Below are 21,115 nucleotides of genomic sequence, written 5' to 3' on the forward strand. Positions count from 1 at the left end.
CCCGGCGACGATGCGGCCCGCCCGGCTCAGTGCGCGAGCCAGGCGTGGTTGCCCGCGTAGAAGACCGCGAGCCACATCGCGATGTAGTGCAGGATCGCGGCGACCGCGGTGAAGGCGTGGAAGATTTCGTGGTAGCCGAACGTTCGCGGCCAGGGATCCGGCCAGCGCAGCCCATAGAACACGCCGCCGACACTGTAGAGCACCCCGCCGACAGCCAGTAGCACCATCGCGGCCACCCCGGCCTGGTGCAGGATCGTGGGGGCGTACCACACCGCCACCCAGCCCAGCAGCAGATAGAGCGGCACGCCGAGCCAGCGGGGCGCCGTCGGCCAGCACACCTTCAGCAAAATGCCCGCGGCCGCGCCGCCCCAGACGATCCACAGCACCACCACCCCGGTGTCCTGCGGCATCACCAGCCGTGCGAAGGGCGTATAGCTGCCGGCGATGAACACGAAGATCATCGAATGGTCGAGCCGCTTCATGCGCGTGCGCACGATCGCCGACTTCCAGTGCACGCGGTGATAGGTGGCGCTCACGGCGAACATCGCCACCGTGGAGGCGGCGTAGATCAGCGTCGAATGACCGGCGCGGGGCGAGGCGACCGCCCACGACACCGACACCAGCGTCGCGCCGGTGATCACGGCCAGCCACGCCGAGTAGAAGTGGATCCAGCCGCGCATCCGCGGCTTGCTGGCGGCGCCCTCGACGATGTGGTCGACGGTGTTGCCGGGTGTGATCGGTTCGGACTCGGGTTCCGGATTGGTGGCCGTGCTCGTCTGGCTGCTCATGTCTCCTGTTGCCTCTGCAGCGGGTACGCAAGTAGGGACTTGCCAGGGGGTCGATCGAGATCCACAGTAGTCAGGGTTGGTTACGGGCCGGTCTCGACCGCTCCGGTGGGCTTCCCCCGGATTGCCCCCCGAAATTCGCGGGCGCTCGCAGTAGGGTGAGTGGTCGTGGAAGTCATTCCGCCGCGGCTCAAGGAGCCGCTGTACCGCGTCTACGAGTTGCGGCTGAGGCAGGGGCTGGCCGCCTCGAAGGCCGAGTTGCCCCGCCACATCGCGGTTCTGTGCGACGGAAACCGGCGGTGGGCGCGCGATGCGGGCTACGACGACGTGCGCTACGGCTACCGGATGGGCGCCGCCAAGATCGCCGAGATGCTGCGCTGGTGCCAGGAGGCCGGCATCGAGATGGCCACCGTGTACCTGTTGTCCACCGAGAATTTGCAACGCGATCCCGCAGAGCTCGCCGGGCTCATCGAGATCATCACCGACGTGGTCGAGGAGATCTGCGCGCCGGCAAATCAGTGGAGTGTGCGCACCGTCGGCGATCTCGAACTGCTCGGCGAGGAACCCGCCCGCCGACTGCGCGGTGCGGTGGACTCCACGCCGGTCGTCGCGTCGTTCCACGTCAATGTCGCGGTCGGTTACGGGGGCCGCCGCGAGATCGTCGACGCGGTGCGTGCGCTGTTGAGCAAGGAACTAGCCAACGGCGCGACGGCCGAGGAACTGATCGACGCGGTCACGGTCGAGGGCATCTCGGAAAACCTTTACACCTCCGGCCAGCCCGACCCCGACCTGGTGATCCGCACGTCGGGCGAACAGCGGCTGTCCGGGTTTCTGCTGTGGCAGAGCGCGTACTCGGAGATGTGGTTCACCGAGGCGCACTGGCCCGCGTTCCGCCGGGTCGACTTCCTGCGCGCGCTGCGCGACTACAGCCAGCGGCATCGCCGGTACGGCAGGTAGCCATGGCCGCCCTGTCCGCGTTGGTGTTCACGCTGAGCGGGTGGCTCGGGCTCTACCTGTTGGCGCGCGATCCCCGCAAACCGGTGCTCGCGCTAGCGGCGGTGGGCCTGTGCGGTTTCGCCGTCGTGGTGGCACTGGACGCGGTGCGCACGGCGGGCGTCACGCACACCGGGCTGCTGAGCAAGCTCGAGATCTACCTCGTCGCGGTGCCCGGCGTGGCGTGGTTCGCAGTGCTGGTCGAGCTGGCGCGGCCGCGCGATCACTGGCGGGCGCGCTCCCGCGAGCTGCTCCTGGTGGCCGGCGTCGCCGCGCTGACCCTGTGCGGCGCGGTGCTGGCCGGCAGCGTCGAGGGGCCGCTGCGTGCCGGCCACGTGCTGATGTTCGCCGCGATCTCGCTGTCCACGCTGGGGGCGATGGTGGCCGCGCTGTTGCGTCCCGCGCAACCGGTTCCCGTGGCGGGCGTCGTCGTGGTCGCCACCCTGTTCTTCGCGCTGGGCAACGCCATCCTGATCATTCCCCTGGGCCTGCTGCCGAGCTGGCTGGCGCTGGCCTCCACCGGTTTCGACGTGCTGATGCTGGGGTTGGCGGTGGCCGTCTGGGACGCCTTCGACGAGGGTCAGGCGCTGCGCGCCGACATGCTGCGCTCGTTCGCCGGCTCGATCGTCGTGGCGGTGCTCTTCGGTGGCCAGGCGCTGGTCGCGTTGGCGGTCACGCGCCACGACCCGACGGCGCAGGCGGTGTTGAGCGTCCTGCTGTTCGGCAGCCTGGCGGTCGCGATCGCCGTACAGGTACTCGCCGACCCGCTCGCCGGGATGCTCGACCGGCTCGCCTTCCGGCGGTCGCCGGGTCTGCGGCAGGACCGGGCCACACTGCGGCACACCGGGGCGGCGCTGCCCCTGCGCTCGGTCGACCCGCTCGAAGACGTCGACGACGACACCTTCGCGAGGCTGACCCGCCGTGCGATCGGGCATTACGGCGACCTGACCAAGCTGGTCGCCAGCCCGCTGACCGCGCTGCCCGTGATCGACGAGCGACTGGCGGCGCGGGGCGCGGCCGATCAACCGCTGGAGCGGGCCAACGAGCTCAAAGCCGTTCTCGCCGATGCCATCGGCCGGCTCAAGCCGCGCGACGGCGGGGATTTCGGCACCACCGAGCACTGGCGCCACTACAACTCGCTCTACTTCCCCTACGTCGTCGGTGTGCGCGCGTACGCGCAGAACGCCACCGCGGCGGGGCTGGACCCGACGGCCCGGCAAGCCTGGCAGTGGTTCGCCACCGAGGTCCCTCAGCGTTCGCTGCACAACTGGCAGAACGCCGCGGCGCGGCTGATCGCCGCCGATCTTCGCGGTCGCGTCGCGGTCACCAGCGAGTGAGCCCCCGGCCGAAGCCCCACACGTCACGGCCGTCATCCACGCAGGCGGGTGGCGGTCTGCCCGCTGTGACCGGTGAGGCGGACGTGACGGGGATCACCGCCGCGGGAATAGCGGCGGGAAGTCACTGGTCGTTGTATCCGTGGCAGTGGTTGGCAGTGCCACGAGTCGATATGGCAGTGCTTGGGCGGGACGCTCAAACCTGTTCGACCCATCCGCCATCGCGAGGAGAGATCCCATGACCGCCCTGTCCGGACTACCCACCCGACCCCTCTACGACTCGACCGACTCGCTGCTGCGTTTCGCCATGCGCGCCGATGCCACGTTCACGGGACTTTGCGGCCTTGCCGTCGCGTTCGTCGCAGATCCGCTGTCGTCGCTGACGGGCCGGACGTCTCTGCAGGAGTACGCCCTCGGCGCCTTCTTCGTGCTCTCGGGCCTGCTGGTCTTCGGCCTGGCAGCGATGCCGGACCTGCGCCGTGCGGGGATCGGCGTCATCATCGCCAACGCCGCCACCACCCTGGCCGCCGTCGCCGCCGCCGCAGCGGTGCCCATGACCACGTTCGGGGTCGTCGCGACGCTGGCCGGCGGCGCCTACACCGCCGCGTTCGCCGCGCTGCAATACCTGGGCGTGCGGCGCCTCCCGCGCTGACCGGCCGGCCAGGCGCGGCCACGCAACCGGGGGCCCGTCACAGCTTGCGCAGGCGGAGCCGATTGATGGAGTGATCGGCGTCCTTGCGCAGCACCAGGGTGGCGCGGGGACGGGTGGGCAGGATGTTCTCGACCAGATTGGGGCGGTTGATGGACCGCCAGATCTCGCGCGCGGCGGCGACGGCCTTGGTGTCGTTGAGGGGCGCGTAGTGGTGGAAGTGTGATTGCGGGTCGGCGAACGCTGTGCTGCGCATCGCCAGGAACCGCGACACGTACCACTGTTCGATGTCCTCGATGCGGGCGTCCACATACAGCGAGAAGTCGAACAGGTCCGAGACCATCAGGGTGGGGCCGGTCTGTAAGACGTTGAGGCCCTCGAGGATCAGGATGTCGGGGTGCCTGACGACCTGCTTGGCGCCCGGGATGATGTCGTATTTCAGGTGCGAGTACACCGGCGCGCACGCGTGGTCCGAACCGGACTTGATCGACGTCACGAAGCGCATCAGCGCCCTACGGTTGTAGCTCTCCGGAAACCCCTTGCGATGCATGAGGTTCCGCCGGTCCAGCTCGGCGTTGGAGTACAGGAAGCCGTCGGTGGTCACCAGGTCCACCCGGGGATGGTGATCCCAGCGGGCCAGCAGCGCTTGCAGCACGCGTGCGGTCGTCGACTTGCCGACCGCGACGCTGCCGGCCACGCCGATGATGAACGGCACCGGCCGGTCGGGATTCTGCTGGGGCTCACCCAAGAACTCCGCGGTGGCGGCGAACAACCGCTGCCGCGCGGCGACCTGCAGATGGATCAACCGGGCCAGGGGCAGGTAGACCTCTTCGACCTCGAGCAAGTCGATCTGTTCGCCCAGGCCGCGCAGGCCGACGAGCTCGTCCTCGGTGAGGGCCAGCGGCGTCGACATACGAAGCGCACGCCATTGCTTCCGGTCGAACTCCACGTAAGGGCTCGGCTCGCTAAGCCGCGGCATGCCTCTCAGTCTTGCAGCAGCCGGCTGACAGCGAACGCTGGGGCCGGGTGTTGGTGCCGCTCGATAGACTGAGGCCCGTGACCGCTGGACCTGACGCCCGCCCCTCCACGTCCGTGATGTCCGCCCCGCTCGCCGAGGTGGACCCGGACATCGCCGAGTTGCTCGACAAGGAGTTGCACCGGCAACGCGACACCCTCGAGATGATCGCCTCGGAGAACTTCGTGCCGCGCGCGGTGCTGCAGGCACAGGGCAGCGTGCTGACCAACAAGTACGCCGAGGGGCTGCCCGGGCGCCGCTACTACGGCGGCTGCGAGTACGTCGACGTGGTGGAGAACATCGCCCGCGATCGCGCCAAGGCGCTGTTCGGCGCCGACTTCGCCAACGTGCAACCGCATTCGGGCGCGCAGGCCAACGCCGCCGTGCTGCACGCGCTGATGAAGCCGGGGGAGCACCTGTTGGGGCTCGACCTCGCCAACGGGGGCCACCTCACCCACGGCATGAAGCTGAACTTCTCGGGCAAGCTCTACGAGGCCGGCTTCTACGGCGTCGACCCCAAGACTCACCTGGTGGACATGGACACGGTCCGGGAGCGGGCCCTCGAGCTGCGCCCCAAGGTCATCATCGCGGGCTGGTCGGCCTACCCACGGGTGCTGGACTTCGCGGCGTTCCGGTCGATCGCCGACGAGGTCAGCGCCAAGCTGTGGGTGGACATGGCCCACTTCGCGGGCCTGGTCGCCGTCGGACTGCACCCCTCGCCGGTGCCGCACGCGGACGTCGTGTCCACGACCGTGCACAAGACGCTGGGCGGTGCCCGCTCCGGCATGATCATGGGCAAGCAGGAATACGCCAAAGCCATCAACTCCGCGGTGTTCCCCGGCCAGCAGGGCGGTCCGCTGATGCATGTGATCGCGGGCAAGGCGGTGGCCCTCAAGATCGCCACCACGCCCGAATTCGCCGACCGTCAGCAGCGCACGCTGTCCGGCGCCCGCATCATCGCCGACCGCCTGACGGCCGCCGACGTCAGCAAGGCGGGCGTGTCGGTGGTCAGCGGCGGCACCGACGTCCACCTGGTGCTGGTCGACCTGCGCGACTCGGTCCTCGACGGCAAGGCCGCCGAGGACCTGCTGCACGAGATCGGCATCACCGTCAACCGCAACGCCGTGCCCAACGACCCCCGGCCACCGATGGTCACCTCCGGCCTGCGGGTGGGAACACCGGCGCTGGCCACCCGCGGGTTCGCGGACGCGGAGTTCACCGAGGTGGCCGACATCATCGCCACGGCCCTGGCGGCCGGCACCGCCGCCGACCTGCCGGCACTGCGCGAGCGGGTGACGCGGCTGGCCCGCGAGTTCCCCCTTTACGACGGGATCGAGGACTGGACGCTGGTCGACCGCTAGTCGCGATCGGGCCGGGCGTGCTCAAGGACCAAAGTCACCAATTCGCCGCGACACGAACACGAGATTTCATGAACCTGTGTCAGCGAGTTACAGTAACCCCATGGCACAGAAACCTGTCGCTAACGCGCTGACACTGGAACTCGAGCCCGTGGTCGAAGCGAACATGGACCGCCACCTCAACACCGAGGACATCTGGTTCGCCCACGATTACGTGCCGTTCGAGCGGGGCGAGAACTTCGCCTTCCTCGGCGGCCGCGACTGGGACCCGTCTCAGGCCACGCTGCCCCGCAAGTTCACCGATGCCTGCGAGATCCTGCTGCTGCTCAAGGACAACCTCGCCGGCCACCACCGCGAACTGGTCGAGCACTTCATCCTCGAGGACTGGTGGGGCCGCTGGCTGGGCCGGTGGACCGCCGAGGAACACCTGCACGCGATCGCGTTGCGTGAATACCTGGTCGTCACGCGGGAAGTCGACCCGACGGCCAACGAGGAGGCCCGGGTCCAGTACGTGATGAAGGGCTACCGCGCCGACACGTACACGCAGATCGAGACGCTGGCGTACATGGCGTTCGCCGAGCGCACCCACGCCGTGTTCTGCCGCAACCTGGCGGCGCAACTCGAGGAGCCCATCCTGGCCGGGCTGATCGACCGGATCGCCCGCGACGAGGCGCGCCACGAGGAGTTCTTCTCGAACCTCATCGCGCACTGCCTCGACTACGCACGCGACGAGACCATCGAGGCCATCGCCAAGCGCGCGGCCGAAATGCAGGTGGTCGGTGCCGACATCGACTCCTATCGGGACAAGGTGCAAAACGTCGCCGACGCGGGCATTTTCGATCGCGCACAGCTGCGGCAGGCGATCTCCGACCGCATCACGGCCTGGGGCCTGGTCGACGAGCCCCGGCTGAAGCAGTTCCTCGCCGGCTGAGCCGACTTCCTCCCGCGCCGCCGCCGGCCGGACTCGGCGCGCCTGCGCGGCGGGCGCGCCGCGACGAGAGTAGCGTCAGTGGCGATGGCCAGCGACATGCTCTGCTGCCAGGGCGGCACCTCCCGTCACGATCGCGGAAGGACCGGCCCCGGTCCTGGTGCTGCGGCTCCCGCCCACATGCTCGTGCGGGTCCGCGCGGGCTTTCCCGCTCGAGGAGCGCTACGTGACCGAAATCCGGACCTACGTGATCGACACGTCCGTGCTGCTGTCCGACCCATGGGCATGCAGCCGGTTCGCCGAGCACGAGGTGGTGGTTCCGCTGGTGGTGATCAGCGAACTGGAGGCCAAACGCCATCACCACGAGTTGGGGTGGTTCGCGCGCCAGGCGCTGCGCCTGTTCGATGACCTCCGGCTCGAGCACGGCCGGCTGGACCAGCCCATTCCCGTTGGGACGCAAGGCGGCACGCTGCACGTAGAGCTCAACCATACCGACCCCGCGGTGCTGCCCGCCGGATTTCGCAGCGACAACAACGACTGCCGGATCCTGAGCTGTGCCGCCAACCTTGCCGCGGAGGGCAAGCGGGTCACGTTGGTAAGCAAGGACATTCCGCTGCGTGTCAAGGCCGCAGCGGTGGGTCTGCCCGCCGACGAGTACCACGCGCAGGACGTCGTGGCGTCGGGATGGTCGGGCATGCACGAGATCGAGGCCGCTACCGAGGACATCGACGCCCTGTTCGCCGACGGCGAGATCGACCTGGCCGAGGCCCGAGAACTGCCGTGCCACACCGGCATTCGCCTGCTCGGAGGCAGCTCTCATGCCCTCGGCCGGGTCAACGCCGACAAGCGCGTGCAGCTGGTTCGCGGTGACCGCGAGGTGTTCGGGCTGCGCGGCCGGTCCGCCGAGCAGCGGGTGGCGCTCGACCTGCTGCTCGACGAGTCGGTGGGCATCGTGTCGCTCGGCGGCAAGGCCGGCACCGGCAAGTCTGCGCTGGCCCTGTGCGCCGGCCTGGAGGCGGTGCTGGAACGGCGGACCCAGCGCAAGGTGGTCGTGTTTCGCCCGCTGTATGCCGTCGGCGGCCAGGAGCTGGGCTACCTGCCCGGCAGCGAGAGCGAGAAGATGGGCCCCTGGGCGCAGGCGGTGTTCGACACCCTCGAGGGCCTGGCCAGCCCCGCGGTGCTCGAGGAGGTCCTCTCCCGGGGCATGCTGGAGGTGTTGCCGCTGACCCACATCCGGGGCCGGTCGCTGCACGACTCGTTCGTCATCGTCGACGAGGCCCAGTCGCTGGAACGCAACGTGCTGCTGACGGTCCTGTCGCGGTTGGGCGCCGGGTCGCGGGTGGTCCTCACCCACGACATCGCCCAGCGCGACAACCTGCGGGTGGGCCGCCACGACGGGGTCGCCGCGGTCATCGAGAAGCTCAAGGGACACCCGCTGTTCGCCCACATCACGCTGCTGCGCAGCGAACGCTCACCGATCGCCGCGCTGGTCACCGAGATGCTCGAGGAGATCGCCGGGCCGCACTGACCCCGTCGGCCCACCGAACCGCGTTCACGACCGTGCACGCGCGAAACGCGTCTCCGGTTGCGGGGCGGCGGTGAGTAGGCTTTCACCGTGCCGAAACGACCCGACAACCAGGCCTGGCGCTACTGGCGCACGGTAGTCGGTGTCGTGGCGGCCGCCGCCGTGCTGGTGATCGGCGGCCTGACCGGCCACGTCACGCGCGCCGACGATCTCAGCTGCTCGGTGGTCAAGTGCGTCGCGCTGACGTTCGACGACGGCCCCAGCCCGTTCGACGAAAGGTTGCTGCAGATTCTGAAGGACAACGACGCCAAGGCCACGTTCTTCCTGATCGGCAACAAGGTGGCGGCCAATCCGGCGGGCGCCAGGCGCATCGCCGACGCCGGGATGGAGATCGGCAACCACACGTGGGAACACCCCAACATGACGACCATCCCCTCCCAGGACATCGCCGCGCAGTTCGCGAAGGCCAACGACGCGATCACCGCCGCCACCGGCCACACACCGAACCTGTACCGCCCCGCCGGGGGCCTGTCCGACGACGCCGTCCGCCAGACCGCCGCCAAGTACGGCCTCGCCGAAATCCTCTGGGACGTCATCCCCTTCGACTGGGCCAACGATTCCAACACGGCCGCAACCAGATACATGCTGATGACCTACATCAAGCCCGGCTCGGTCGTGTTGTTCCACGACACCTACTCGAGCACCGTCGACCTGGTGTACCAGTTCATCCCCGTACTCAAGGCAAACGGGTACCGCATGGTCACGGTGAGCCAACTGCTCGGGACGCGCGCCCCCGGCAGCAGTTACGGCTCCCGGGAGAACGGGCCACCCGTCAACGGCCTTCGCGACATCCCGGCCGCTGAGATCCCGACGCTGCCTAACACGCCCTCGCCGAACCCCATGCCCAACTTCCCGATCAGCGACATCCCGGGCCAGAACTCGGGCGGGCCGAACAACGGGGCGTAGCGGCGTGGCAGCCGGACAACGAAAGTCTGCCCGCCGGTTGTCGATCCAATACGGTATCGACCTCGCTTCCGCCTACCTGCTGGCCGTCATCGAGGCCGCCGCCATCTTGATCCCGCTGCGAGGCCACGTCTCGGTGGTGGGGTCCACCGTCGCGCAGCACAACACGGTGGCGATTCCGGCGCTCATTTCCCTGGGCACCATCGGCGTCGCGGCGGCCGGCGTGTGCAGCCTCGCTCCGACCCTGCGCTGGTATGTCCCGGGGGACCGGCCGACGGCCGAACAACGGGACGCGGCGATCAGGCTCGCCGGCCGCCAATCGGCCATCCTGTCCGGGGCCTGGGCGATCAGCGGCGCAATCTTCATGCTGCTCAACCTCGCCGGCGGTGCCCAGCTTCTGCTGCCCGTCGCGCTGGGTGCGCTGCTGGGCGGGCCGGCCGCTGCCGGCACGGGAATGCTTCTCGCGCAACGGATTCTGCGCCCAATTATGGTCGCGGCCACGCGCGACGGTGAACCCCGGCTCGCGGTGCCGGGTGTATATGCCCGGCTGGTGCTGATGTGGTTTGTGGGCAGCGCCTTTCCGATCGGCGTCATCGCGACGCTGATCGTGCTGCGCTCGCACCGGTGGCTGATCGTCGGGTCCGCGTCGCTGGACGTGCCCATCCTGATGGTGGCGCTGGCAGCGCTGATTCTCGGGTTGCCGACCATGATCTTGACGTCGCGTTCCATCTCCGATCCGATCGGCGAGGTGGTCGATGCGATGGCCGAGGTCGAGCACGGGCGCATCGGCACCTACGTCGGCGCGTACGAGCGCTCGCAGATCGGGCGGCTGCAGACCGGGTTCAATCGGATGGTCGCCGGTCTGGTGGAGCGCGAGCGGCTCAGGGACCTGTTCGGCCGGCACGTCGGAACCGACGTCGCCCACCGCGCCATCACACAGGGCGCGTCGCTGTCGGGCGATGTGGTGGAGGCGGCAGTGCTCTTCATCGACCTGGTGGGCTCCACGCACCTCGCGGAAAGCCGCTCGCCGCAGGCGGTTGCCGGGGTCCTCAACGACTTCTTCAGGATCGTGGTCGACGCCGTCGACGAACACCATGGGCTGGTCAACAAGTTCGCCGGCGACGCGGCGCTGGCGGTCTTCGGGGTGCCTCTGCCGACAAGCGAGCCGGCGTCGGCGGCCCTGGCGACCGCGCGTGCGCTGGGCTCGCAGCTGCGCCGGTTGCCCGTCGTCGACTTCGGCATCGGTGTCTCGGCGGGCCGCGTGTTCGCCGGCAACATCGGCGCAGAGAACCGCTACGAATACACGGTGATCGGCGACGCCGTCAACGAGGCCGCGCGCCTGGCCGACCTGGCCAAAACCGCCGACCGCCGGATCCTCTGCGCCGCAAGGGCTATCGAGTGGGCCGGCGAGGCAGAACGCGCGCACTGGGCCGAGATCTATTCGACCGTGCTCCGCGGGCGGTCCGAGCCCACCCACGTCTGTGCGCCGGCGCCGGCGAACTAGCCGGCCGGGTCAGGACTTCGAGGCCTTCAGCGCCCCGACGACCCGGTTGATGGTGGCGGCGTCGGCGGCGTCGCCGATTGGAGTGGCGCCCAGGAAGATGCTGACCGGCTTGGTGTCGACCGCGACGATGGTGACCGAGTCGCCCTTGACGCCGCGGGACGGGTCGGCGATCGTGACGTCGGCGTCCACCCGGGCCGCCTTGAGGCCGTCGACAGTGATCGACGACGTCTTGGGCGCGTTCAGGGTGGGCGACGCGTTCGCGTAGCCGGGGCCGTTGGCGACGCAGTCCATCAGCTTCGAGGCCTGTGCCGTCACGTCCATGCTGCTCACGAAATTGGTGACGGCGACCTCGGCCTGCATCATCCACTGGCTGGCGCCGGGCACTTCGGCGCCTACACCCACCGCGCCGATGAGGTTCGGGGTCTGGTCGTCGGAGAAGCCGGACCACCCGGGCGTCGCGCTGGCCGGGAACGACAGCGGGCCGGCGCTGATCGTGTCGCCGGTGGGCTTCTCGCCGCCGGACACGTTCGGGGTACAGCCGGTCGCGGTCTGGCCGGTGCCGCCGGGTTGCGTCGTCGGGAGGCTCGGCGAGGCAGAGGGGCTCGGCGGACGCGCCGTGCCCGACTTCTTCTGGCCGCCGAGGCCGATGACCAGAATGACCGTCAACGCGATGATCCCGAGTACCGCGACGCCTGCGAGGATCAGCCACGGCAGCTTCGAGCGGGGTCCCCTCGGCGGGGGACCGGGCGGATAAGGACCGCCGGGCCAGCCGGACGGATACTGCTGGCCCGGTTGGGGATATTGCTGCGGCGGCGGGTAGCCGTAGCCGCCCTCGGGGTAGGGATTCGCGCCGCCCGGGTACTGGTAGGGCGCGCCCTGCGGGTACGGGTAGGGGCCGCCCTGCGGCGGGGGACCCCACTGGGGTTGCTGCCCATAGGGATTGGATCCGTACGGGTCCTGGCCGTGGGGACCGCCGGGAGGGACCGTCATCGCCGAACCAGCGCTTTCATCGACTCAGTCCTCCGGCTTCACACGGGCCATCGCCAGCACGTCGAGCCGGCGGTCCAGCTCCTCGATCGACAGCTTGTCGCCGATCAGGCCCCGGTCGATGACGGTTTGTCGAATCGTCTTGCGTTCCTTGAGCGCTTGTTTGGCCACCGCGGCCGCCTCCTCGTAGCCGATGATCGAGTTCAGCGGCGTCACGATCGACGGCGACGACTCGGCCAGTTCGCGCAGACGCTCGACGTTGGCGGTCAGCCCGACGATGCAGCGCTCCGCGAACAGCCTCGACACATTGGTCAGCAGCTTGAACGATTCCAGGATGTTGCGGGCCATCATCGGGATGTAGACGTTGAGCTCGAAGGCGCCGTTCGCGCCGCCCCACGCGATGGCGGCGTCATTGCCGATCACCTGCGCGGCGACCTGAGTAACCGCCTCCGGCAGGACGGGATTGACCTTGCCCGGCATGATCGAGCTGCCCGGCTGCAGGTCCGGCAGGCGGATCTCGGCCAGGCCGGTCAGCGGGCCCGAGCCCATCCAGCGGATGTCGTTGGCGATCTTGGTCAGCGACACCGCGATGGTGCGCAGCGCACCGGAAGCCTCGACCAGCCCGTCGCGGGCGGCCTGGGCCTCGAAAGAGTTTGCCGCGGGCCGCAATTCGTTCAGGCCGGTGGAGGCGACCAGGGTCTCGACCACCTTGGCGCCGAAGCCGTCGGGGGCGTTGAGGCCGGTGCCCACCGCGGTTCCGCCGATCGCCAGCTCGCCGAGCCGAGGCAGGGTGGCGCGGACCCGCTCGATGCCCGCCTCGATCTGGCGGGCGTAACCGCTGAACTCCTGGCCCAGCGTCACCGGGACGGCGTCCATCAGGTGGGTGCGGCCCGACTTGACCACGGTGTGCCACTCCCGGGCTTTGCCGGCGAGTGCCTCGTGCAGCACCTCGAGTGCCGGAATGAGGTGGCGCACCGCGGCCTCGGTCGCGGCGATGTGGGTGGCGGTCGGGAAGGTGTCGTTGGACGACTGCGACATGTTGACGTCGTCGTTGGGGTGTACCTCGACGCCGGCCTTGGCCGCGATGGACGCGATCACCTCGTTGGTGTTCATGTTCGAACTCGTGCCCGAACCGGTCTGGAAGACGTCGATGGGGAACTGATCATCGTGCTGGCCATCGGCGATCTCGGCGGCCGCGGCGATGATCGCGTCGGCCTTTTCCGGCGCGAGCAGCCCGAGGTCCTTGTTCACCTGGGCGCAGGCCCCCTTGAGCAGGCCCAACGCGCGGATCTGGGTGCGCTCCAGGCCGCGACCCGAAATCGGGAAATTCTCCACCGCGCGCTGGGTCTGGGCCCGCCACAGCGCCTGGGCGGGCACCCGGACCTCGCCCATCGTGTCGTGTTCGATGCGGTAGTCGGTGTCGGTGGCGCTATCGGCCATGGCGCAGCGTCCTCGCTTCTCGGGGCTTGGTTGTCAGGGCAGGGGATAGGCGGCGGTGCTGTCGCCGGTGAAGTCGATCGCGGAGTATTCGTTGAGCTTGGAGAGCCGGTGGTAGGCCTCGATCATGCGGACGGTGCCCGACTTGGAGCGCATGACGATCGACTGCGTGGTGCAGCCGCCGGGGTAGTACTGGACGCCCTTGAGCAGGTCGCCGTTGGTGACGCCGGTGGCGCAGAAGAAGACGTTCTCTCCCGACACCAGGTCCTCGGTGGTCAGCACCCGGTCGAGGTCATAGCCGGCGTCGATCGCCTTCTGGCGTTCCGCGTCGTCCTTCGGGGCCAGTTGCGCCTGGATGGCGCCGCCCATGCAGCGGATCGCCGCGGCGGCGATGATGCCCTCCGGGGTGCCCCCGATCCCGGCCAGCATGTCGGTTCCCGACAGGTACCGGCACGCCGAGATGGCGCCGGCGACGTCGCCGTCGGTGATCAGCCGGATGCGGGCCCCGGTGGCCCGGGCGTCCTCGATGAGCTGGGCGTGCCGGGGCCGGTCGAGGATGCACACGGTCATGTCCCGCACCGACAGATGCTTCACCTTGGCGACCGCCCGGATGTTCTCGGCGATCGGGGCCGTGATGTCGAGCACGTCCGCGGCCTCCGGGCCGACGGCGATCTTGTTCATGTAGTACACGGCCGACGGGTCGAACATCGCCCCGCGCTCGGCCACCGCCAGTACCGAGATGGCGTTCGGCATGCCCTTGCTCATCAGCGTGGTGCCGTCGATGGGGTCGACGGCGAAGTCGCAGTCGGGGCCGTCGCCGTTGCCGACTTCTTCGCCGTTGTAGAGCATGGGCGCGTTGTCCTTCTCGCCCTCGCCGATGACGACGACGCCGCGCATCGACACCGAGTTCACCAGCTCGCGCATGGCGTCGACGGCCGCCCCGTCCCCGCCTTCCTTGTCGCCCCGGCCGACCCAGCGGCCGGCGGCCATGGCGCCCGCCTCGGTGACGCGCACCAGCTCCAGGGCCAGGTTGCGGTCGGGTGCTTCGCCGCGCGGCCGTACCTGCGCCGGGTTGCGGCCCGCGACGTCGGTCGGCGACGAGCCGGGTCCAGCGGGGCGGTCGCCCTTACCTGTCATGGTTGCCGATTGTCCCAGAAGCAGATCGGCCTGCTGGAACTGGGATACTCGGGGGGTGACCGAAGACCCGCCGCCCGACAGCGAGCCGAATGGCAACGTCGCCGGGCCCGCTCCGGCGGCCGAACCCGTGCCCGGGCCGGTCGCCAGGCCGGCGAAGCCGCGATTGCTGCAGGACGGTCGCGACATGTTCTGGTCGCTCATGCCGTTGGTGCTCGGATGCATCCTGCTGGCCGGCCTGGTGGGGATGTGTTCCTTCCTGCCGGGCCGGAACAAGGGCCCGGTCCCGTCCTACGACGCGGCGGCGGCACTGCGGGCCGACGCCGCGACGCTGGGGTTCCCCATCCGCCTGCCGCGGCTGCCCGACGGCTGGCAGGCCAACTCCGGCGGTCGCGGGGGGATCCCGAACGGGCGCACCGATCCCGCGACCGGTCAGCGGCTCAATGCGGCCGTCTCCACCGTGGGCTACATCAGCCCCTCGGGGATGTACCTGCGCCTGACCCAGAGCAACGCCGACGAGGACAAGCTGGTCGGCTCCATCCACCCCGCGGCCTATCCGGCCGGCACGGTCGAGGTCGCCGGTATCAGCTGGATCGTCTACCGCGGCTCCGGGCAGAGCGGCGCGGACGCCGAACCGTTGTGGACCACCAGGCTCACCGGACCGACCGGGGCCGCGCAGATCGCGGTCAACGGTGCCGGAAGTCCCGACGAGTTTCGTACGCTGGCATCGGCGACGCAGTCGCAGCCGCCGCTGCCGAGCCGGTAGTCGTCCTCAGCAGCACAGTGAAGCCAGAGAAAGCGACAGCATGACCGCACCCGAAGCAGTCCTGTCCGGATGGTCGGTGGCGCCGTTCACCGGCGGTGGCTACACCCACGACGTCTACCGCCGGGGCGACGGCCCCGGTGTGGTGCTCATCCCGGAGATTCCGGGGATCCATCCAGGGGTCGTGGTCCTGGCCAATCACCTGGTGGACAACGGCTTCACCGTCGCCATGCCGTCGCTGTTCGGTCAGCCCGGCAGGCCGAAGTCGCTCGGCCACATCCTGTCCAGTCTCACGCGTGCCTGTGTGGCAAGGGAATTCGCGGCCCTGGCGACCAACAAGGAGCGGCCGGTGTCGCACTTTCTGCGCGCGCTGGCCCGCGACCTCAACGCGTCCACCCCCGGCAGGGGCGTCGGCGTCATCGGGCAGTGCTTCACCGGCGGTTTCGCGTTGGCCGCTGCGGTCGACGACAGCGTGCTCGCGCCGGTGCTCAGCCAGCCGTCCGTGCCGTTCCCGCTGACCGGCGCCCAGCGGCGCGACACCGGCATGAGCCCACCCGAGATGAAGACCGTCGCCGATCGGTGCGCCAACGAGGGCCTGTGCGCCATAGGCTTGCGTTTCAGCGAGGACAAGATGTCACCGCGCGAACGATTCGCCGCCCTCAAACAGCGGCTCGGCGACGCCTTCGAAGTGATCGAGATCGACTCGGGCCCCGGCAATCAGGGCGGCTTCGGGAAGATGGCGCATTCCGTGCTCACCGACGAGGTCCGCGAAGTCGACGGGCAGCCGGCCTACGAGGCCCGCAAGCGGGTGGTCGAGTTTCTGGCCCAGCGGCTGAATTAGGCGGAGTGCGACACCGATGGCGATCGACAACCTCGTGGTCGAAACGACCTACGGCCCGGTCCGCGGCGCCCTCGTCGGCCCCTCGGCGGGCCCCCCGGCGGGAGATGTCAAGGCGTGGAAAGGCGTCCGCTACGGCGCGCCACCGGTCGGCGAGCTGCGTTTCCGCCGCCCGGAGCCGCCCCGGCGGTGGACCGATGTCGCCGACGCCACCGATTTCGGGCCCGTCTGCCCGCAGCCGGCCTTCCCGAACATGCCGCTCGACCTGGGGGCGCCGCAGGGCGACGATTGCCTGAGGCTCAACGTCTGGGCCCCCGCCGACGCCCGGCCGGGCGACGCGAAACCCGTGATGGTCTGGCTGCATGGCGGCGCCTACGTCCTGGGGTCGAGCAGCCAGGCTCTCTACGACGGGCGTCGGCTGGCGGGCAGCGGCGACGTCATCGTGGTGACCGTCAACTACCGGGTGGGCGCGCTGGGCTTCGTCGACCTGTCGTCGTTCGGGCGGCGTTTCGACTCGAACGTCGGGCTGCGCGACGTGCTGGCGGCGCTGGGGTGGGTGGCCGACAACATCGCGGCGTTCGGCGGTGACCCGCGCCGGGTCACGCTGTTCGGTGAATCGGCCGGCGCGGGAATCGTCACCACCCTGCTCGCCTGCCCGGCGGCCGAGGGCCTGTTTGCGGGCGCCATCGCCCAGAGCTCGCCCGCCACGTCGGTATACGACCGTGTCAGGGCCCGGCGGGTCGCCGACGCCCTGCTCGACAAGCTGGGGCTGGCCCCGTCCGAGGCCGACAAGCTGTGCGAATTACCCATGGCGGCAATCCTTTCGGTGTCCCAGCAGGTGTTCGACGAGGTGCCGGTGAACTTTCCGGGCAGGCTGGCCTTCGTCCCGATCGTCGACGGCGACCTGCTCGACGACTACCCGGTCAGGCTGGCGCAGGCCGGGCGCTCACTGCCGGTCCCGCTGATCGTCGGCACCAACCGCAACGAGGCGGCGCTGTTCCGGTTGATGCGCTCGCCGCTGATGCCCATCACTCCGAGCGCGATCACGTCGATGTTCGACGAGATCGCCGCCGAGCAGCCCGACCTGCAACTGCCCACCGAAGAGGAGATCGGGTCGGCATACTCCCGATTGCGGCGCAGGGCAAGGAGTTTGAGCATCGCAACCGACGTGGGGTTCCGGATGCCCTCGGTGTGGCTGGCCGAGGGGCACGCCCGGGTGGCTCCGGTCTACCTGTACCGGTTCGACTATGCGACCCCGTTGCTCAAACTGCTGATGGTGCGCGCCGCGCACGCCACCGAATTGCCCTACGTGTGGGGCACTCTCGGGGCGCCCAAGGACCCGACGCTGAAGCTCGGCGGCACCAGGGCCGCCCTGGCCGTCTCCAAGCGGGTGCGCACGAGGTGGGTCAACTTCGCGAGGCGGGCCGAGCCGGCGGGACCGGCCGGCGAGCCACACTGGGCGCCGTATCAGCGGCCCGAGCGCGCGTGCCTGATCATCGACCGGCGCGACACGGTCGCGCACGACGTGGACGCCGACATCCGGGCCGCCTGGGGCAGCGAGATGGTGAGCTTCCGGTGACCCGCCCTACCGCATCGCGCTGACGGAGGACGTGGCTTTGGCCTCCGCCGCTCGGGCTTTCATCCGGCCGAACATGTCCACGTAGTACGGCAAACATTCCGACATCGCCTGCTCGGTGGTGAACAGGGGCCGGTAGCCGAGGTCGCGGGTCGCCTTCGCGATCGAGAAGTAGTTGTCCAGGTAGAGCCGCTCGATGGCCAACGGCTCCAGCAGTGGCGCCGGGATGCCGAATCGGAAATGCATTCGCTGCCATCCGGTCATCGCGGCCCGCACCATGGGCCCGTTGACCCGGAGCCGCGGCCAGCGCACACCGCAGGCCTCCACCACGGGCCGGGCGAACTCGAACATGTTGATCGGGTCGTCGTCGTTGACGAAGTACGCCTGGCCCGGCGCGGTGCCTCCGGCGACCAGGTGCCCGGCGGCCAAAATGAAGCCGTGAATCAGGTTGTGCACGTAGGAGTTGTCCAGCCGCGCCGATTTGCGGCCGATCAGCACCTTGACGTGGCCGGCGATCACGCTTTCGAACAACTTGCGAAACATCGTCTGGTCGCCACGGCCCCAGATGCCGCTGGGCCGGATCGCACACGTGAGCATGCCACCGATCCCGTTCTGCGCCAGCACGAATCGCTCGGCGACCACCTTCGTCTCGGTGTAGAGATCGTTGAAACGGGTGGTGTAGGGCAGCGTCTCGTCGCCGCTCGCGATGTTCTGGCCGCCCATCACCACGCTGTTGGAGGACGTGTAGACGAACCGCTTCACCCCGGCCGACTGCCCGGCGTGCACCAGGTTCTCGGTGCCGCCGACGTTGACCGCGAAGCTGCGTTGCCGGTACGCGTCGGTCACCGACGCGCCGCCCATCAGTTCGATGAGGGCCGCGGTGTGAAAGATGGTGTCGATGCCGTCGACCGCCGCCGCGCAGGTCGCTTTGTCGGTGATGTCGCCCTGCAGCACCTCCAGCTGCGGGTGTTGCGCAAGCGGGGAGGGGGCGCGGTCGAAGGAACGCACCTGGTATCCGCGGTCGAGCAGAGTCGTCACCAGGTTGGCGCCCACGAACCCCGAGCCACCGGTGACCAGGACGCGGCCGAGTTCGGTCGTCAGCTCTGCATCAGCCATAGTGTCGCGAAGCATAGCCGAGGATAACTGAAACGTGTTCCAGTTTTACAAGCCCAGGGCCCGCTGGTTCCTGGTCTCGCCGGCCTCAGGCGTCGTCGGACCGGTCCGACCCCAGCGCATCCTCGATTCGCCTGCGGGCTCCGGCCAGGTGTTCTTCACACCTTTTGGCCAGCTCTTCGCCCCTCTCCCAGAGCCGCAGCGACGTGTCGAGGTCCAGGCCGCCACGCTCGAGCTGCTGCACCACCTCGACCAGTTCGTCGCGGCAGGCCTCGTAGCCCAGCTGACTAATAGGTGTAATGCCGTCCTCAGGCGCCATCGGCCGGTCCCTCGCTGACCGCCGCGATGGCGCCGTCGGCGACCCGCACCCGCAGCCGGGTGGCCGGCGGCGCGTCCTTGACCGACCGCAGCACCGCCGGGGCTGTGGTGTCGGGCATCGTCTGCACCACCGCGTAGCCGCGGGCCAGGGTGGCCGCCGGGCCCAGGGTCGCCAGCCGCGCGCGCAGGTGCCCGACGCGTTCGGTCTCGGCGCCGACCATCCGCGCGATGTCGCGGCGCACCGCCGAGCGCGCGCGGTGGATCTCGTCGGCGCGCGCCGTCAGGGCGGCGAGCGGCTCGGCCAGCGCGGGGCGGCTGCGCAGCTGGGCCAGCGCACGTTGCTCGCGCGACACCCAGTTGCGCAGGGCCTGAGCGCTGCGCCGGCGCAGGTCGTCGATCAGGCGCTGCTCGGCGGCGGTGTCGGGGACCACCTTCTTGGCGGCGTCGGTGGGGGTTGCGGCGCGCAGGTCGGCGACCAGGTCGCACAGCGGGTTGTCCGGCTCGTGGCCGACCGCGCTGATCACCGGGGTGCGACAGGCGGCGATGGCCCGGCAGAGCGTCTCGTCGGAGAACGGCAGCAGATCCTCGACGCTCCCGCCGCCGCGGGCCAGCACGATCACGTCGACCTCGGCGCGGCCGTCGAGTTCGGACAGCGCCGCGACGATCTGCGCCACCGCGTTGGGCCCCTGCACGGCGGTATTGCGGACGGCGAAACGCACGGCGGGCCACCGAGCGGCGGCCACGGTCGTCACGTCGTGCTCGGCGGCGCTCGCCCTGCCCGTGATCAATCCGATCGTGTTGGGCAGGAACGGGATCGGCCGCTTGAGCCGCGGGTCGAAGAGGCCTTCGGCATCCAGCAGCCGCCGCAGGCGGTCGATGCGCGCCAGCAGCTCGCCGATGCCGACTGCGCGAATCTCGCTGAGCCGCAACGAGAAAGTGCCCCGGCCGGTGTAGAACGACGGCTTGCCGCAGACCACCACCTGAGTGCCCTCGGCCAGCCGCACCGGCGCGTTGAGCACCAGGTCACGCGGGCAGGTCACGGTCAGCGACATGTCGGCGGCCGGGTCTCGCAGCACCATGAAGACGGTCTTGGTGTTGGGCCGCATGCTGATCTGCGCCAGTTGCCCCTCGACCCACACCGTGCCCAGCCGGTCGATCCACCCCGCGACCCTGATGGCCACCGCCCGGACCGGAAAGGGATTCTCGGGGGAGTTCGATTCCGTGTTCGCGGCCTGAGTCACTTGGCGTTCGCGCGCGTGATCCTGTTGGCGAGCAGCGTCTGGAACGGTGCGCGGGCCTTGGTGGCCTGCTCATAGGCGAGCAGGGCCTCGAGCTCCTCGACCCCCAGCGACTGCAGCCGCGCCCGCAGCTGGGCCAGTGTCAGCGTCGGATAGTCCAGTTCGGCGACGACCTCCGGCTGCGGGACCGACGACGCCTCCACCGAGTTGCGCCCGCCCTTGAGGGGCGCCGCGTCGGCCGCGGCGTCGGCCAGTGAGTACAGGGCGAACCGACCCTCGGTCCTGCGCTCGTCGTCGGGGGCCGCGGCACGGCTCCCGTCGTCCCGGATGCCCGCGGCGTCGGGGAGGTCCTCGTCGAACGTCGCCCACTCGGGTTTCTCGTCCTTGGGCGGGAAGATCGTCTCGAGGGTGTTGTCGCCCTTGTTCACCAGCTCGGCGAGGTTCTGCTGGAACCGCATCACGATGTGCGCCGCCGTGCTGGCCAGCGTCATCGGGTACATGATGATGGTTTTCGGCAGCCTCATCGTCTCCTCGACGGCAACCGTCGCCGCGCCGACCAGCAGCCGGACCCCATACGGTGCAGAACCCATGGCTCCAAGATTGCCCTAATCGGCGGCCAACGCCAAGCTCACCCGCGCGAGCTGGCAGCCCGGCGCC

General features: G+C 69.6%; 20 protein-coding genes. 11 read left to right on the forward strand and 9 right to left on the reverse strand.

The window, feature by feature from the left end; translation table 11 throughout:
- Positions 1-26 precede the first annotated feature (26 nt).
- Positions 27-788, reverse strand: coding sequence for a PAQR family membrane homeostasis protein TrhA (gene trhA, locus G6N48_RS00110; RefSeq protein WP_085269404.1), 762 nt, complete (start codon positions 786-788; stop codon positions 27-29).
- 165 nt (positions 789-953) lie between these two features.
- On the opposite strand from trhA, the gene G6N48_RS00115 reads away from it, so the two are divergent.
- From G6N48_RS00115 to G6N48_RS00125, 3 genes are all read left to right on the forward strand, one after another.
- Positions 954-1,742 (forward strand): (2Z,6E)-farnesyl diphosphate synthase, encoded by a 789-nt coding sequence (locus tag G6N48_RS00115; RefSeq protein ID WP_085269469.1) that lies wholly within the window; start codon positions 954-956, stop codon positions 1,740-1,742.
- A gap of 2 nt (positions 1,743-1,744) precedes the next feature.
- Positions 1,745-3,115, forward strand: coding sequence for a hypothetical protein (locus tag G6N48_RS00120; RefSeq protein ID WP_085269403.1), 1,371 nt, complete (start codon positions 1,745-1,747; stop codon positions 3,113-3,115).
- Positions 3,116-3,350: 235 nt separating this feature from the next.
- Positions 3,351-3,764, forward strand: coding sequence for a hypothetical protein (locus G6N48_RS00125; protein WP_085269402.1), 414 nt, complete (start codon positions 3,351-3,353; stop codon positions 3,762-3,764).
- Positions 3,765-3,801: 37 nt separating this feature from the next.
- Here the strand turns inward: G6N48_RS00125 and coaA are convergent, their stop codons facing one another.
- The gene (gene coaA / locus G6N48_RS00130; protein WP_085269401.1) at positions 3,802-4,740 is read right to left on the reverse strand and encodes a type I pantothenate kinase; all 939 of its coding nucleotides are present in this window, start codon (positions 4,738-4,740) and stop codon (positions 3,802-3,804) included.
- 116 nt (positions 4,741-4,856) lie between these two features.
- Between coaA and glyA the strand changes: the two genes are divergently transcribed.
- From glyA to G6N48_RS00155, 5 genes are all read left to right on the forward strand, one after another.
- On the forward strand, positions 4,857-6,137 hold the full coding sequence (gene glyA / locus G6N48_RS00135) for a serine hydroxymethyltransferase (protein ID WP_085269400.1): 1,281 nt from the start codon (positions 4,857-4,859) through the stop codon (positions 6,135-6,137).
- Positions 6,138-6,237: 100 nt separating this feature from the next.
- Complete coding sequence (locus tag G6N48_RS00140; protein ID WP_085269399.1) at positions 6,238-7,065, forward strand: acyl-ACP desaturase; 828 nt, start codon at positions 6,238-6,240, stop codon at positions 7,063-7,065.
- Positions 7,066-7,288: 223 nt separating this feature from the next.
- Positions 7,289-8,590: a PhoH family protein gene (locus tag G6N48_RS00145; protein ID WP_085269398.1), complete on the forward strand. Its 1,302-nt coding sequence runs from the start codon at positions 7,289-7,291 to the stop codon at positions 8,588-8,590.
- An 87-nt stretch (positions 8,591-8,677) separates the two neighbouring features.
- Complete coding sequence (locus G6N48_RS00150; RefSeq protein ID WP_085269397.1) at positions 8,678-9,553, forward strand: polysaccharide deacetylase family protein; 876 nt, start codon at positions 8,678-8,680, stop codon at positions 9,551-9,553.
- Between the two features lie 37 nt (positions 9,554-9,590).
- Positions 9,591-11,054: an adenylate/guanylate cyclase domain-containing protein gene (locus tag G6N48_RS00155; RefSeq protein WP_085269396.1), complete on the forward strand. Its 1,464-nt coding sequence runs from the start codon at positions 9,591-9,593 to the stop codon at positions 11,052-11,054.
- A gap of 9 nt (positions 11,055-11,063) precedes the next feature.
- On the opposite strand, the gene G6N48_RS00160 is transcribed toward G6N48_RS00155, so the two are convergent.
- The 3 genes from G6N48_RS00160 to glpX are packed head-to-tail and all read right to left on the reverse strand — an operon-like array spanning position 11,064 to position 14,615.
- On the reverse strand, positions 11,064-12,044 hold the full coding sequence (locus tag G6N48_RS00160; protein WP_085269395.1) for a hypothetical protein: 981 nt from the start codon (positions 12,042-12,044) through the stop codon (positions 11,064-11,066).
- A gap of 24 nt (positions 12,045-12,068) precedes the next feature.
- Positions 12,069-13,481, reverse strand: coding sequence for a class II fumarate hydratase (locus tag G6N48_RS00165; RefSeq protein WP_085269394.1), 1,413 nt, complete (start codon positions 13,479-13,481; stop codon positions 12,069-12,071).
- Between the two features lie 33 nt (positions 13,482-13,514).
- Positions 13,515-14,615, reverse strand: a complete 1,101-nt coding sequence (gene glpX, locus G6N48_RS00170; protein WP_085269393.1) for a class II fructose-bisphosphatase — start codon at positions 14,613-14,615, stop codon at positions 13,515-13,517.
- A 55-nt stretch (positions 14,616-14,670) separates the two neighbouring features.
- On the opposite strand from glpX, the gene G6N48_RS00175 reads away from it, so the two are divergent.
- From G6N48_RS00175 to G6N48_RS00185, 3 genes are read left to right on the forward strand one after another with little or no spacing between them, the layout of a single operon-like run.
- Positions 14,671-15,378 (forward strand): DUF4245 domain-containing protein, encoded by a 708-nt coding sequence (locus G6N48_RS00175; protein WP_232066502.1) that lies wholly within the window; start codon positions 14,671-14,673, stop codon positions 15,376-15,378.
- A 40-nt stretch (positions 15,379-15,418) separates the two neighbouring features.
- Positions 15,419-16,216, forward strand: coding sequence for a dienelactone hydrolase family protein (locus G6N48_RS00180; RefSeq protein ID WP_085269391.1), 798 nt, complete (start codon positions 15,419-15,421; stop codon positions 16,214-16,216).
- A gap of 16 nt (positions 16,217-16,232) precedes the next feature.
- Entirely contained in the window at positions 16,233-17,792 is a 1,560-nt protein-coding gene (locus G6N48_RS00185) for a carboxylesterase/lipase family protein (RefSeq protein WP_085269390.1), read from the forward strand.
- Positions 17,793-17,798: 6 nt separating this feature from the next.
- Here G6N48_RS00185 and G6N48_RS00190 read toward each other — a convergent pair whose 3' ends face one another.
- The 4 genes from G6N48_RS00190 to G6N48_RS00205 all read right to left on the reverse strand — a co-directional run bounded on the left by G6N48_RS00190 (position 17,799) and on the right by G6N48_RS00205 (position 21,048).
- Positions 17,799-18,905, reverse strand: coding sequence for a 3-beta-hydroxysteroid dehydrogenase (locus G6N48_RS00190; RefSeq protein WP_372511164.1), 1,107 nt, complete (start codon positions 18,903-18,905; stop codon positions 17,799-17,801).
- A gap of 85 nt (positions 18,906-18,990) precedes the next feature.
- Positions 18,991-19,221, reverse strand: a complete 231-nt coding sequence (locus tag G6N48_RS00195; protein ID WP_085269388.1) for an exodeoxyribonuclease VII small subunit — start codon at positions 19,219-19,221, stop codon at positions 18,991-18,993.
- Positions 19,211-20,461, reverse strand: coding sequence for an exodeoxyribonuclease VII large subunit (gene xseA / locus G6N48_RS00200; RefSeq protein WP_085269387.1), 1,251 nt, complete (start codon positions 20,459-20,461; stop codon positions 19,211-19,213). The genes G6N48_RS00195 and xseA overlap by 11 nt, the downstream gene beginning before the upstream one ends.
- A complete protein-coding gene (locus tag G6N48_RS00205; protein ID WP_085269386.1) occupies positions 20,458-21,048 on the reverse strand; it encodes a lipid droplet-associated protein in 591 nt (196 codons plus the stop codon). Before G6N48_RS00205 ends, xseA begins: the two co-directional genes overlap by 4 nt.
- Positions 21,049-21,115 lie beyond the last annotated feature (67 nt).

It is taken from the genome of Mycobacterium parmense, assembly GCF_010730575.1.
In the GTDB taxonomy this organism is placed as follows: domain Bacteria; phylum Actinomycetota; class Actinomycetes; order Mycobacteriales; family Mycobacteriaceae; genus Mycobacterium; species Mycobacterium parmense.